General features: G+C 57.6%; 10 protein-coding genes, 2 tRNA genes and 3 pseudogenes. 6 read left to right on the top strand and 9 right to left on the bottom strand.

Annotation, left to right across the window (positions count from 1 at the left end):
* The first annotated feature begins 136 nt into the window (after positions 1-136).
* Positions 137-210: transfer RNA gene (locus PSH69_RS16100), tRNA-Cys, on the top strand.
* Positions 211-405: 195 nt separating this feature from the next.
* A tRNA-Leu gene (locus PSH69_RS16095) sits at positions 406-492 on the top strand.
* A 94-nt stretch (positions 493-586) separates the two neighbouring features.
* On the opposite strand, the pseudogene PSH69_RS16090 reads toward PSH69_RS16095, so the two are convergent.
* Positions 587-815 (bottom strand): annotated as a pseudogene (locus tag PSH69_RS16090) (integrase); the annotation flags it as partial.
* A gap of 215 nt (positions 816-1030) precedes the next feature.
* Here PSH69_RS16090 and PSH69_RS16085 point away from each other — a divergent pair.
* On the top strand, positions 1031-3157 hold the full coding sequence (locus PSH69_RS16085) for a TonB-dependent siderophore receptor (protein ID WP_305409040.1): 2127 nt from the start codon (positions 1031-1033) through the stop codon (positions 3155-3157).
* Between the two features lie 349 nt (positions 3158-3506).
* Here the strand turns inward: PSH69_RS16085 and PSH69_RS16080 are convergent, their stop codons facing one another.
* Complete coding sequence (locus PSH69_RS16080) at positions 3507-4220, bottom strand: class I SAM-dependent methyltransferase (protein WP_192350398.1); 714 nt, start codon at positions 4218-4220, stop codon at positions 3507-3509.
* A gap of 105 nt (positions 4221-4325) precedes the next feature.
* A pseudogene (locus PSH69_RS16075) lies at positions 4326-4406 on the bottom strand (integrase); the annotation flags it as partial.
* Between the two features lie 194 nt (positions 4407-4600).
* Between PSH69_RS16075 and PSH69_RS16070 the strand changes: the two are divergent.
* Together PSH69_RS16070 and PSH69_RS16065 are read left to right on the top strand one after the other, a co-directional pair.
* Positions 4601-5437 (top strand): AraC family transcriptional regulator, encoded by an 837-nt coding sequence (locus PSH69_RS16070; RefSeq protein ID WP_305409039.1) that lies wholly within the window; start codon positions 4601-4603, stop codon positions 5435-5437.
* Positions 5438-5536: 99 nt separating this feature from the next.
* The gene (locus PSH69_RS16065) at positions 5537-6028 is read left to right on the top strand and encodes an AraC family transcriptional regulator (RefSeq protein WP_305409038.1); all 492 of its coding nucleotides are present in this window, start codon (positions 5537-5539) and stop codon (positions 6026-6028) included.
* Between the two features lie 112 nt (positions 6029-6140).
* On the opposite strand, the gene PSH69_RS16060 is transcribed toward PSH69_RS16065, so the two are convergent.
* The 5 genes and pseudogenes from PSH69_RS16060 to PSH69_RS16040 all read right to left on the bottom strand — a co-directional run bounded on the left by PSH69_RS16060 (position 6141) and on the right by PSH69_RS16040 (position 9757).
* Positions 6141-6827: a phytanoyl-CoA dioxygenase family protein gene (locus PSH69_RS16060; protein ID WP_305409037.1), complete on the bottom strand. Its 687-nt coding sequence runs from the start codon at positions 6825-6827 to the stop codon at positions 6141-6143.
* A gap of 392 nt (positions 6828-7219) precedes the next feature.
* The gene (locus PSH69_RS16055) at positions 7220-7909 is read right to left on the bottom strand and encodes a VIT family protein (protein WP_111453251.1); all 690 of its coding nucleotides are present in this window, start codon (positions 7907-7909) and stop codon (positions 7220-7222) included.
* A gap of 24 nt (positions 7910-7933) precedes the next feature.
* A pseudogene (locus PSH69_RS16050) lies at positions 7934-8153 on the bottom strand (hypothetical protein).
* 137 nt (positions 8154-8290) lie between these two features.
* Positions 8291-8764: a phytanoyl-CoA dioxygenase family protein gene (locus tag PSH69_RS16045; protein ID WP_111453252.1), complete on the bottom strand. Its 474-nt coding sequence runs from the start codon at positions 8762-8764 to the stop codon at positions 8291-8293.
* 108 nt (positions 8765-8872) lie between these two features.
* Positions 8873-9757 carry a LysR substrate-binding domain-containing protein gene (locus tag PSH69_RS16040; protein WP_305409035.1) on the bottom strand — a complete coding sequence of 295 codons (885 nt, stop codon included), beginning with the start codon at positions 9755-9757 and terminating at the stop codon, positions 8873-8875.
* A gap of 159 nt (positions 9758-9916) precedes the next feature.
* Here PSH69_RS16040 and PSH69_RS16035 point away from each other — a divergent pair, with 159 nt between their 5' ends.
* Positions 9917-12946 carry an FAD-binding and (Fe-S)-binding domain-containing protein gene (locus tag PSH69_RS16035; RefSeq protein ID WP_305409034.1) on the top strand — a complete coding sequence of 1010 codons (3030 nt, stop codon included), beginning with the start codon at positions 9917-9919 and terminating at the stop codon, positions 12944-12946.
* A gap of 114 nt (positions 12947-13060) precedes the next feature.
* Here the strand turns inward: PSH69_RS16035 and PSH69_RS16030 are convergent, their stop codons facing one another.
* Positions 13061-14173 carry an alkene reductase gene (locus tag PSH69_RS16030; RefSeq protein ID WP_305409033.1) on the bottom strand — a complete coding sequence of 371 codons (1113 nt, stop codon included), beginning with the start codon at positions 14171-14173 and terminating at the stop codon, positions 13061-13063.
* Positions 14174-14238 lie beyond the last annotated feature (65 nt).

Here is a 14238-nt window from a genome sequence, read left to right as displayed (position 1 = left end):
CCAGAATTGCGTCCATTCCTGGTTCAGGAACACGAAAACCCCTTAGATTTCAAAGGGTTGGAAGCTAGATTAGAATCTTGTTTCCAGATACGAGTTTACACGTTTGATGTTGCTCTACTGAGCATCAGATGTTTGAGGCCGAATAGCAAAATGGTTATGCAGTGGATTGCAAATCCACCTACGCCGGTTCGATTCCGACTTCGGCCTCCACTTTAAACGAGCTCCGTAGATCCATGATCTACGGAGCTTTTTTATTTCCGCAGTCCTGCAAGATTTAGTCTTGAAAAGGGGATTTGCGAACTTGCTTCACCGGGGCGGGATGTATATATTTCCCCCTCTGTTGCACAAGCGTCAGAACTGCCAGGTCGTAACTGGTCAGTCTCCAGACTGCTTTACCGCGCTACCGCCCGAATGGCGAAACTGGTAGACGCATGGGACTTAAAATCCCCCGCTCGTAAGGGCGTGCCGGTTCGATTCCGGCTTCGGGCACCATGAATATCAAGGGCTTGCGTGAGATACCTCACGCAAGCCCTTATTTCTTTGCTCCGCAAAAACCAATCTCTGCTCCGCAATTCGCTACCACTGGTCATTTTGTGGGCGTCACTTTCATCCCTTTGCGCATTCGAATGTACTTCTCTGTCATGCCTACTGTGGTGTGCCCAAGTTGATCGCGTGCAGCACGAATGTTGCCTGTCGATTCTTCCTTATCCGTCGCGGCCTTCGCCCGTACGCGCATTTGAAAATCAGCCTTGGGAATGCCGGCAAACCTCGCGGGCATCATCAAACGACTTCCTGAGCATGCTCGTCGTCATCGGCTACACCGCCAATGTCGGCAGCGCTGGATGATCTCGGCCGTGGCGCGGGTGATGCTGCAATGGCCATTGCTTCAATGAAGTGATGACTTTATCGATGATTGTTTTCTGCGTGAATGGGAATCAGTGTTAATTACGAATGATTTTGTATAGCATGCGCCGCAGTTTTTGGCGGTTTTACTCCCTGCATTGGCCTATTCGTAAAGGTTTTTCTCTACATGCGTCGAACCCTGCTTTCCATTTGTGTGCTGCAAGCATTGTCGTCTACCTCATGGGCTGAACAAACGGAGGTGTCACCCTCAACGCTTGAGCTGGACGCAACCGATGTTATCGGTACTGCGAATTACGAAAGGGCGGACGGCCCGGTGCAGGGTTATCTGGCTACGCGCTCGGCCAGCGCCACACGCACCGACACGTCGATCCACGAAACCCCGCAATCGATCAGTGTGGTCTCGAAAGATGCGGTCGAGGATCTGGGAGCCACCCGTTTGCAGGACGCGCTGGACTACGCCGGGGGCGTGGGGCGGGCGAACAATTTTGGTGGACAGGGTCTGACCACGTTTACCGTTCGTGGCTTCACCACTGGCGAGTTTTATCGCAACGGTTTTCCGATCAACCGCGGTTATCCGAACATGCCGGATGCCAACACTATCGAGCGACTCGAAGTGCTACGCGGTCCGGCAACCATGCTCTACGGTCGGGGTGATCCTGGCGGCACGTTCAACGTGATTTCCAAACAGCCGTTGCCCGAGCGCACCGTCACCTTGGGCAGTCAACTGAACGATCAGGGCATGAAGCGTGGGACGCTGGATGCTTCCGGCCCGCTCGACGAAGAAGGGCGCCTGGCCTATCGACTGAACGTAGTGGGCGAGGGCGGCGACACCTTCCGCGATCACGTCGAAACCGAGCGCTACGGTATCACGCCGGTGCTCACGTGGCAGGCAACCGACGCGACCAAGCTGATTTTCGAAGGCGATTTCATGCGTAACAACGCGCCTCTGGATCGAGGCGTTACACGTTACCCGAGGCAGACGGGTACCGCCTCTCGCGACAGTTTTTTCGGCGAAAAAGACGCTGGCAAACTGCATAACGACAACAACATGGCGCAACTGCGTTTCGAGCACATGCTCAATGACGACTGGACGCTGGGTGGTGGCTTTCAGTGGCTCGATGGTTCGCTCAAGGGCAACGCAGTCGAGGCCAACGGTATTGCCGCTGACGGCCGCACCTTGGGGCGCAACTTCAACTATCGCAAGCTGGAGTGGACCGACAAGGATACCCAGCTCAATCTGACCGGCCATTTCGATACCGCTGGTTTGCAGCACACGTTGCTCACCGGTATCGAGTACGAAGATTATGACTACAAGTCGATCATTCAACGCTCCAGCGGTGCTGTCGATGCGTATCCGATCGACATCTTCGATCCGGTGTACGGCCAGTCGCGTCCAGCACTGACTCGTACGCCGACCCACGACAAGGAAAACCTCAAAACTTATGCCGCGTTTGTGCAGGATCAATTGGCACTGACCGACAAACTGAAGGTGCTGGCAGGGGCGCGTTTCGAACGCTTCGAACATGACTACGAAACCTTTGTCCCGGGCGGCAAGAGTTGGCAGGCGAGTGACAACGCAGTAACTCCGCGCATCGGCGTGACCTACGATTTGACCGAGACATTAGCGGTTTATGCCGACACCGCGCGCTCGTTCAAGCCCAACACCGGCGCTAGCCGCCTCGGGGGAGGGTTTGCGCCGGAGAAGGGCAAGTCGTACGAAATGGGTATCAAGTGGGAAGCACTGGATCAGCGGTTGAGTGTCGATGCGGCGATCTATCAGATCGAGAAGCGTAACGTGCTGACCACCGACCCTGTCGATTCCACCTTCAGCGTTGCTGCCGGTGAAGTGCGAAGCCGTGGTTTCGACATCAACGTTGCCGGCAACCTCACTCCCGAATGGCGCGTGATTGGCGGCTACGCCTATGTCGATGCCGAAGTGACCAAAGACAACGTACTGCGCTCTGGCACGCGGCTGCTGAACATCCCGAAAAACAGCTTCAGCCTGCTGAATATGTACGAGTTCCAGGACGGCACCCTCAAGGGATTGGGTTTGGGCACCGGATTCAAGTACGTCGACGAGCGCGCCGGACAAACCGCCAACACTGCGTTTTCGATGGGCAGCTACACCGTTGTCGACTTGCTTGGCTTCTACAAGATCAATGACAAGGTGCGGCTCAATCTTGACGTGAAAAACCTGTTCGATCGCGATTATGAAGAAGGCGCGTTCGGCAATGTTTACGCTTATCCGGGGGCGCCACGAACCGTGCAAGTCGGTATTTCCTACACGTTGTAGTGCGTTCTGCTGGTGCACACTGAGCAAGCTCGATAACGCTGGAAGTGAGGCGATGTGCGTCAGCAGTAGAGTCTGTGGATCCTGCAAAGGCGACAGTTGCAGACTTGAGAGGATTTTCATTTCGTACGCAAATCTGGAGTTGTTTTCAATCGCCAGATGAGAGAGGTTGCGGAAACTGCAGAAAATATGCGGAAACGATGCAGGAATGATGGAACAGAAATCTACAGCGCTATAAACGACAAAGCCCTGAGTAATCAGGGCTTTGTCGTACATAAGATGGCGGAAGGCGATGGGATTCGAACTCATGGACCTGTTACGGTCGACCTATATCTAATACTTTCAATCATGTTCAGACCACTTTGCACGTCAACCACGCCCCCCAGAAAAGGCTGCTGAAGAAACGGGTAGCGTCTCCAAATCCGGCGTCATGCAAGAGCTTTTGAACCGCCGCCTCGGAATGTGGAGGATCAGCGCCTTGAAGGATTTTCCCAAGCTTGACCTTCACTTCATCCGGGCTGGCTCCATGCTGCCGCCACCGCTGCCCCCAAGCCGCAAGCAGTAGCGGCTGGCTGGCGTAAGCGTATTGATTCCCCGCGACAATCAGCGGCGCACCCGGTTTTAGATGAGCCCGAATGGATCGTAAAATTTGTCGCTTGGTTTCATCTCCATCGAGATGATGGAGTACCCCGATCAAGGTCGCTGCGTCGTATGACTCGTCTGCTGCCAGGTCTTCAACATGCCCAAGATGCATGGCCGTTCTTTCAAGCAAGTTGTTTGCCTCTAATTGCTGCTTTGCAGCCTCCAACATCGGCTCGGACGGATCAACGGCCGTGAAGCGCCAACCCGGCTCAAGCTTGGCCATAGCAACAATTTCCTGCGCCGTACCGCCAGCGCCAACTACAAGTATTTTTGCCGAACGTGTAGCGCCCAGGCTTGCCGCCAGCATGCACGCAGCCAAGTCTTGGCAGGCGTCATATCCTGCTAGCGCAATACGGCTCTGTCGTCCGTACTCATTGGCTCGTGAGGTATCAAATTTTTCTGAGTTGAGAGGGGATGATTTCAAGGCGCTTCTCCATGTCCTGAAATCAAGCTACGCCAGACATAGCAATAATAAAAATTCATTAATTTTATGTGGCGCATTCCTGAAAGGAATGCATGCCTCAAAAAAATGCATAGCCGGATCAAGTCTGATGGCTGTTACCCATGTTTTGACTATTCGAGCGTATTGTCTGGTGGAGAGATGATCCGGATCATCCACAGCGATCGGCAGTGCGCGTGGGTCGGGCGCAAGTCAAGGGGGGAGGAGCCCTTTGGTCTGGTCGTGCGGCGTTGGGAAGGTATGTATGATGACGCATCTATTGTTACCGATGGTCCCCATCCGCCGCTCAGAACCGCCCCGACGAGGCTATTGCAGCGGTGCACTTGTATTAAGGGGTCTATTTTATGGCCTACATGTCGTCCAAGCTCAGTGGTCAGTCGCCCGAAGTGTTTCACTTGGAGACTAGCGACACCAGTGGCTACGCCGTGGATTGGCACGCCCACGACTGTCATATGCTGCTGTTACCACGCCAGGGAGGGCTATTTCTGTCGACCGAAAGCAGTCAGATTGCTCACGTTTCGCCCCGGTTGTTTTCCTTTGTGCCGGCAGACTTTGCACACGCAACCCAAGCGGTTCCGGGGCGGGAGAAACATATGACCTTGTATGTCGATCCCTCTTACATCAAACATCAAGGACAGATGAACGGTTACAGCGGTTTCGCCAAACAGGTAAATCGATCGGGGATCTGGCAAGGAACAGAGACGCTGGAAAGTATCTTGCGCCTGTACGACCAACTGCAAGGCAGTGCATCCGCGGAGGCCTTTCAGCGCCAATTACCCCATCTCAATCATCTGCTCTTCGAGGAGTGCGCGCGGGTTATCGCTTGTCAGCAGACTCAGCCGCAGCCGAGTGAACATCAGCAGCAGGCGACGCTGGTTCGCGACATACAGCGCTACATTCAGGAGAATCTGGAAACAGATTTGGATATTGAGTCGATTGGGCATGAGTTCCACCTGTCACGGCGTCACCTTACTCGTATCTTCAAAGACATTACGGGCGAAACCCTGCTGGATTTCACCAACCGCACCCGAGTGGAAACGGCCGCCCGGCTTGTTTCATGCACTTCACTATCGATCCTCGAAGTCAGCCTCGCGGTAGGCCTGGACTCCCCCTCATACCTTGCTCGACTGTTCAAGCGCCACCTGGGCCTAACCCCAAGCGGGCTACGCAAACCCCGCTAACGATCTGGCCCAAACGGGCGCATGGACGGCCCGATCAAGCGCTTTCGCCAAAATGATGCTGGCCACAATAGACCTCGTCTCCAACATTGAGAGGTCACAATGAACGACGTGGACGTTGTAGAAGTCTTCAAGTCCAGCCAGGGAGGCGACAAACGGGGATCCATCGCAATCGGTGCCGCCGGGCTGGGCGCTGAGCAGATCATGACGATGGCTCCCGCCTATCTGCGATTCATAGCGACCAGTAACGGGCCGGGCAGGCTGAGTTATTGGCAGGAGCGAAAAGCAAAAGAAGTCATGATGGAAAACCTTGATTGCGGTATTCAGGTTTCGGCCGTAGCCAAGGAGTGTTCCTTGTCACGAAGTCATTTTTCCCGAGCTTTCAAGAATGCTACGGGCCACTCCCCACGTGATTGGTTTCAGCTTGCAAGATTAACCCGAGCGAAAGAATTCCTTGAGCAAACTGATTTTTCTATTACTCAAGTGGGCTTGGAGTGCGGGTTTGCTGATCAATCCCATTTCACCCGAATGTTCTCCAGTAAATTCAATATGACCCCAGGAAAGTGGCGGGCACAAAAAAAGTCCCAGCTGTAGGGGTGGATCCCCCCTGGAGAATCCATCAAGGCCACCACACCCGTCCGATTGTCAGTCGGACGGGTGTGGTGCTGCCATTGATGGCAGGCACTCCTTGTTGGTTTCCGGTCCGCTATTCTTGATAGCTTGAGCAGGCAAAATCCGAAGGGTCGAACCGATCGGTCGTGTCCATCCGGATACTTCGCAGGTCCACTGTTTCCAGGTGTGACGCGTATAAAGGCTCCGAAAAATAGCTGATCAGGATGGAGCGACGGCGTGCGCCGATTGAGTTCAGACTGCCCGCATGCACTAAATCGGCATCAAACACCAGGATGTCACCCGCGGAGCCTGAAAGCTGCACGGACCGGGACTCGTCATTGAAGTCGAATGGCGGCGCTTCCTGGTCAGGGTGATGGCTGCCGGGGACGATACGTGTTGCGCCGTTCTCGGGGCCATAATCGTCGAAGTAAGCAATGGCGTTCACAATGTCGCCGGGCCGTTGGGCCGACAAGTCGCGGTGCAGCTGCTGATGACCGCCACCTGCAAGGGGCTCGCGACCCTCCACCTGCGAGAGGAAAAACCGCTCTTCGATCAATTCACCCACCACCGCCAGCAGCTCCGGCAGACGACACACCGCCAGAATCTTCGAATCAGAATCCAGCAGCGAATGGCGCCAATCCATGCCACGCGGCACTGGCCATTGGTCCGCCGGCTTCACGCCGGCATCGAACACGGCACGAAGGTCACCCAGCCACTCGGCCGGGATCGCTCGACGGAGCAGCGCAAAGCCATCTCGATGGAGTTGTTCGCGGTCAGTCATGGATTCCTCAATTCCCTTGCCACCAATGCATCAAAAATCCCGCAGTTGCGCGCGCAACTGATGGACATCATAGAAGAACAAAATGGTCAGCCTGTTCTTCGCGCTCGTTTAGATCTGGTCCAGCAACCAGGTACGGAACGCGGTCACCGATGCGGGGCGGCGGTTCTATGAACGGTTTATGCCGTCTACACCTCACGACAGTTTGTCGACGCAAAAATCGCTCGCTTTATTGACACGTTAAAAGACCGGGTTGGCAGTCAGCTGGCAGCCACTGCTCAGGAACTCATCGATTGAAACGCCGCGAGGGGTAAAGGTATTTGCGCCTCAATGAGACAATCCATCATCATGGTCCACGAGACGGCCATTATGTTGTTCTGCTCATTATCAAACATTTATGCTGCTACCCCAAACAGGGTACCCACCGCAGCGGTCAACGCCATTGCCAGGGCCCCCCAAAAGGTGACACGAGCAGTTGAAGCAATCATGGGGGCGCCGCCGGTATGGGCAGCCAGAACTCCTAAGAGCCCGAGAAACAGAAGCGAGCTGCCCGCAACCCCCCACATAAGTGCAGCAGTCGGAACCATCAGAACCACCAGTAATGGTAATGCAGCGCCCACAGAGAAAGTCGCTGCGGAGGCAAAGGCAGCTTGCACAGGACGCGCGGCCAATGTATCGGATATCCCCAATTCGTCGCGTCCATGAGCGCCCAGAGCATCGTGTTGCATCAACTGTGTGGCAACGTTTGAAGCCAGCGCTGTATCCAATCCCCGCTCGACGTAAATGGCAACCAGCTCTTCGTACTCCTGCTTGGGGTTGGCGGCCAACTCTTTACTTTCCCGAAGCAAGTCTGCGCGTTCGGTGTCGGCTTGGGAACTGACCGATACATATTCACCAGCCGCCATCGACATTGCTCCGGCGACAAGGCCGGCAACACCTGCGACCAGAATGCTCTTTGAACTCGCACCGGCCGCCGCAACTCCCAGGACGAGGCTAGCCGTTGAAACGATACCGTCATTCGCGCCAAGAACAGCAGCGCGGAGCCAGCCTGTCCGGTGTGTTTTGTGCCTTTCGCTGTGTCTCATGGGGATGACCCCGCAACGGAATGTTTAGTCAGGTGCCCAACGCATAGGCAGACTGGCGTCTGTCAGGCTTTGAGCATTGATATCCAGCGTTTCCATGGCCGCCATTGTGTTAGCGGCGACATTCTCGGTTCCATTTTCAGAGAACCAATTTGTCACCAATGGCTGCACATATGGCGTGCTGATTGTGCAGCAGCAGTGTGAGAGCGTCTGTTATGGCTATGTTCACTTCAGAGCGATCCGGCATTGGTACGGTTCCTGGGTACGTGATGTGATTAGACTAGCTGAACTTGCGCCAGCAGAAGTCATCTCTCTAGACCGACGTCCGCCTGCTTTGCCTTGGCCAACTGGAGGCATCGCGGCAGCTATGAGTTCTTCCGCAATTTATTTTGAGGTGCTGATTTTACTGGCTTTAAACGGTGAGAAAATTTGTGAGCCGCTTGAGCAGGTAAAATCCGAAGGGTCGAACCGATCGGTCGTGTCCATCCGGATACTGCGCAGGCTCACCGTTTCCGGGTGTGACGCGTATAACGTCTCTGCAAAATAACTGATCAGGATGGAGCGTCGGCGTGCGCCGATCGAGTTCAGACTGCCCGCATGCACTAAATCCACATCAAACACCAGGATGTCACCCACGGAGCCTGAAAGCTGCACGGACCGGGACTCGTCATTGAAGTCGAATGGCGGCGCTTCCTGGTCAGGGCGATGGCTGCCGGGAACGAGACGTGTTGCGCCGTTCTCGGGGCCATAATCGTCGAAATATGCCAAGGCGTTCACAATGTCACCCAGCCACTCGGCCGGGATCGCTCGACGGAGCAGCGCAAAGCCATCTCGATGGAGTTGTTCGCGGTCAGTCATGGATTCCTCAATTTCCTTGCCACCAACGCATCAAAAATCCTGCAGTTGCGCGCGCAACTGATGGACATCATAGAAGAACAAAGTGGACAGCCTGTTCTTCGCACTCGTTCAGATCTGTTCCAGCAACCAGGTACGGAACGCGATAAGCGATGGCAGCATTTCGTTGCGCGGCGGGTAGGTCAGGTAGTAGCTGCGCTGGCTGGCGAAGGGCTGATCGAGGCTGATCAGCTCTGCGTTGGCCAACTCGTCGGCCACTAGGATGCGTGGCACCAAACCGATGCCGATGCCGGCCCTGACAGCCTGGATCAAGTGCGAGGTGAGTTCGAAACTCGGCCCCAGCCGCATCATTCGATGGGGCAGGCCGTGGTGGCTGAACCACTCGCCCCAGACGTTGGCATTGTTTGTGACGTTGAGCAGTGTCTGTGCGCCAATGCGCTCCGGCGTCCAGGCGTCGTGGAGCTCGGCCGCTTCTGGAGAAATGATCACCATCAGTTCTTCGGTGTGCAGGCGATGGCTGATCAGGCCCGGCAAATCGGCATTGCCGACGACGATCGCGGCATCGATACCGCTGGTTTCGAAGTCGATGGCGTCGATCCGGGAATTGATGTGCACCAGCATGCCGGGATGGGTTTTGTAGAAGTCATGAAGGCGTGGCAATAACCACTTCGAGCCGAAGGTCGGCAAGGTGGCCAGGCGCAAGGTGCCGCTGCCGGATTGATAAGCCATGGCTTGCAACGTGGCGCTGCGGATGCGTCCGAGCGCTTCGCTCATTTCCCGCTGGTAGAGACGACCGACATCGGTCAACTGCACTTGCCGGCCTTCACGGCGAAACAGCGTCAGGCCCAGTTGCTGTTCCAGCGCCTGGACTTGCCGGCTCACGGCGCTTTGGGTCAGTGACAGTTCCATCGCGGCGCGGGTGTAGCTTTCATGGCGGGCGGCGGCCTCAAAGGCCAGCAGCAACGACATCGAGGGCGTGAGGTGACGGTAATTCATTCGTAAAAGTCATCGATAGCGGCAGGATTATCCGTTTGTCCGGCGCCAGAGCCTACAGGATCATTGGCGCAGCCGACGACCTGAGGCTGACCCATTAATGCTCAGGCGACAAGTGTTTTGATTTTTTTCATGATTAGACCGACAAGAGAACAGCCTGCGATGATCGCTCAGTTGCCCACCGTTGCACTCGCGGCACACTACCCGGAATTTCTTCAGGCCCTGCGCGCCAGCGGCTTTCGTGGCCAGCTCAGCGCCGACTACGCCACCCGCACCGTGCTGGCGACCGACAACTCGATTTACCAGCGCCTGCCGCAAGCGGCGGTGTTCCCCATGGACGCGGACGACATCGCACGCATCGCGACCTTGATGGCCGAACCACGCTTTCGCCAGATCAAGCTGACCCCGCGAGGCGGCGGCACCGGCACCAACGGGCAGTCATTGACTGATGGCATCGTGGTCGACTTGTCGCGGCACATGAACACCATCCTGGAAATCAACGTCGCCGAGCGTTGGGTGCGGGTGCAGGCGGGCGTGGTCAAGGACCAGCTGAATGCCGCGCTCAAACCCCATGGGCTGTTCTTCGCCCCGGAGCTGTCGACGTCCAACCGCGCCACCGTCGGCGGCATGATCAACACCGACGCCAGCGGCCAGGGGAGTTGCACCTATGGCAAGACCCGCGATCACGTGCTGGAACTGCACAGTGTGCTGCTCGGTGGCGAGCGCCTGCACAGCCGGCCTCTGTCCGACGCGGAGCTGGAAGTGGCATGCACGCAACCCGGCCGCATCGGCGAGGTGTACCGGACGGCGCGGCACATTCAGGAAACCCAGGCCGACCTGATCGAGTCGGTGTTCCCCAAACTCAACCGCTGCCTGACCGGTTACGACCTGGCGCACCTGCGTGACGAGCACGGGCGTTTCAACCTCAACAGTGTGCTGTGCGGTGCGGAAGGTTCGTTGGGCTACATCGTCGAAGCCAAGCTCAACGTGCTGCCGATTCCCAAGTATTCGGTGTTGGTGAACGTGCGCTACAGCAGCTTCATGGATGCGTTGCGCGACGCCAATGCGTTATTGGCGCACAAACCGTTGTCCATCGAAACCGTGGACTCCAAAGTGTTGATGCTGGCGATGAAAGACATCGTCTGGCACAGCGTCGCCGAGTACTTCCCGGCGGACGCCGGGCGCGCGACGCTGGGCATCAACCTGGTGGAGTTCAGCGGGGAAGACCTGGCGGACGTAAATGCTCGCGTGGCGTCGTTCGTGGAGCATCTGCAGGCCGATACGACGATTGAGCGACTGGGCCACACTCTGGCCGAGGGGGCCGAAGCCGTGACCCGCGTATACACCATGCGCAAACGCTCGGTCGGGCTGCTGGGTAACGTCGACGGCGAGGTTCGCCCGCAGCCTTTCGTCGAAGACACCGCCGTGCCGCCGGAGAAACTGGCTGACTACATCGCTGAGTTCCGCGCCTTGCTGGATAGCCATGGCCTGGCCTATGGCATGTTCGGTCACGTCGATGCCGGTGTGTTGCATGTACGTCCGGCGCTGGATATGAAAGATCCGGCCCAGGCCGCTCTGGTCAAGCCGATTTCCGATGCCGTGGCCGAGCTGACCCGGCGTTATGGGGGGCTGCTGTGGGGCGAGCACGGCAAAGGTTTGCGTTCGGAATATGTCCCCGAGTTTTTTGGCGAGCTGTACCCGGCGCTGCAATCGCTCAAGGGCGCGTTCGACCCGCACAATCAGCTCAATCCCGGCAAAATCTGCACTCCGCCGGACGCCGCCCAAGGCTTGCTCAAGGTCAACGAAGTCACGCTGCGTGGTGACCTGGACCGGCAAATCGACGAACGCGTCTGGCAAAGCTTCGGCTCCGCCGTGCACTGCAACGGTAACGGCGCCTGCTACAACTACGATCCCAACGATGCGATGTGCCCGTCGTGGAAAGCCACCCGTGAACGCCAGCATTCGCCAAAGGGCAGGGCCTCATTGATTCGCGAGTGGTTGCGTCTGCAAGGCGCGGCCAATATCGATGTACTGCAAGCGGCCCGAGGCAAATTGTCGTGGCTGAGCGGGTTACCAACGCGGTTGCGCAATAACCTGGCGCGCTCGCGCGGCGAGGCGGATTTCTCCCATGAGGTCTACGACGCGATGGCGGGGTGTCTGGCCTGTAAATCCTGTGCGGGACAATGCCCGGTCAAGGTCAACGTGCCGGAATTCCGTTCGCGATTTCTGGAGCTGTACCACGGACGTTATCAACGCCCGCTGCGCGACTATTTGATCGGCTCGCTGGAGTTCACCCTGCCTTACATGGCCTACGCGCCAGGTGTGTACAACGCGGTGATGAGCTCGAAATGGGTGAGCCGTCTGCTTGAGCGACAGGTCGGTATGCTCGACAGTCCGTTGATCAATCGCCATAACCTGCAGGCCACGCTGACCCGCTGCAAGGTCGCTGTCGCCAGTGTGCCAGCCTTGCGCGAGCTCACTGTCGCGCAACGCGAGCGCAGCGTGGTGCTGGTGCAGGACGCCTTCACCCGGTACTTCGAAACCCCATTGCTGGCGAGCTTCATTCAGTTGGCGCATCAGCTGGGTTATCGGGTGTTTCTGGCGCCCTATAGCGCCAACGGCAAGCCTTTGCATGTGCAGGGTTTCCTCGGTGCCTTCGCCAAGGCGGCGATCCGCAACGCCCATCAGCTCAAGACGCTCGCCGACTGTGGAGTGCCGCTGGTGGGCCTGGACCCGGCGATGACCCTGGTCTACCGCCAGGAATATCAGAAAGTACCGGGGCTCAACGATTGCCCAAAGGTCCTGCTACCCCAGGAATGGCTCTGCGACGCGTTGCCGGAAAATCCGCATCCGGCGACTGATACCTTCCGTTTGTTGGCGCACTGCACCGAGAAAACCAATGTCCCGGCCAGCACTTCGCAATGGGAAACCGTTTTCGCCCGGCTCGGGCTCAAGTTGACGACTGAGGCGACCGGCTGCTGCGGCATGTCTGGAACCTACGGTCATGAAGCCCGGAACCAGGACACCTCGCGGACCATTTTCGAGCAGTCATGGGCCGGCAAGCTGGACAAAAAGGGTGAGGCGCTGGCGACGGGATACTCCTGTCGCAGTCAGGTGAAGCGCTTTGCCAACATGCAATTGCGCCATCCACTGGAGGTTGTGTTGGAGCGCATTGTTCAGCCCGTTCGCTGATGCAAACGCTGCGGCTGATTGCACGCAGCATCAGTTCCTTGGCGCGGCGCTCCTGCCCGTCGGACAGGGCGCCCACGGGCGCGCCAAGGTGCATTGATGGCCTGGATTCACCTGTCAGGAGTGAGCCGGGTAATCCACGTATCCACGCTGATCGCCACCGAAGAAGGTGCTCGGATCCGGCGCATTGAGCGACAACCCATCGCGAATTCGTCGTGGCAGATCAGGGTTGGCCAGAAACGGCCTGCCGAACGCGATGATGTCCGCGCGGCCGTCGATCAAGGCCTGTTCCGCCGTCTCGGGGTCGTAGCCACCGGCGATCATCAGCACGCCGTCCCACGCTGCACGCAGTTGGCCGATGATTGCATCCCAGCGCGGATCGAAGTTCTCGTCCTTGACGGTGCCGACGACGGCAGGCTCGACGAGGTGCAGGTAGGCCAGATTCCACTGGTTCAACGAACGCACGATGTGGCCGAACGTAGCTTGCGGCGTCTCATCGCCCATGCCCATGAAGCGTCCCATCGGCGTGAGGCGTACGCCCACGCGCTGCGCACCGACTTCGTCGACGACGGCAGCAACCACTTCCAATAACAGGCGCGCACGGTTTTCCAGGCTGCCGCCGTAGCTGTCCTCGCGCTGGTTACTGTTGCTGTTGATGAACTGATCCAACAGATAGCCGTTGCCGGCGTGAATTTCCACGCCATCCATCCCGGCACTCAGCGCGTTGCGCGCGGCCCGGCGGTAGTCGTTGATGATGTCAGCGATCTCCGAAGTTTCCAGTGCCCGCGGAACCGGCACATCGCCCCACACACCGTTGCCTTCCGCGTCGACGATGAACGTCTTGCCCGGCACGGGTAATGCGCTCGGGGCCACTGGAAGGGCATTGCCAGGCTGGAAGCTTGGGTGCGACACGCGGCCCACGTGCCAGAGTTGCATGAAGATCAAACCGCCGGCCTCGTGCACCTGGCTGCTGACTTCGCGCCAGGCCTGTACCTGCTCATCGCTGTAGATGCCCGGGGTCCAGGCATAGCCCTGGCCCTGTCGGGAGATTTGCGTCGCCTCGGTGATGATCAACGCGGCGCTCGCACGCTGGCGGTAATATTCGGCGTTCATGGCCGTCGGGACATCGCCCGGTTGCCCGGCGCGTGAGCGGGTCAGCGGCGCCATCGCCACTCGGTGCGGGAGTGTGTATGGCCCCAATGCGATGGGTTGGAACAGTTGCTGCGTCATAGAATTTCTCCAGGTTTCGAAAAGAGGGAGCAGGGCGGCGATGGATGTTTGGCCAGGCACCGTAT

Origin of the sequence: Pseudomonas sp. FP1740 (genome assembly GCF_030687165.1) — a bacterium.
Lineage (GTDB): Bacteria > Pseudomonadota > Gammaproteobacteria > Pseudomonadales > Pseudomonadaceae > Aquipseudomonas.
The sequence above is the reverse complement of the archived record's forward strand: the minus strand, read 5'-3'. Positions and strand labels throughout refer to the sequence as shown.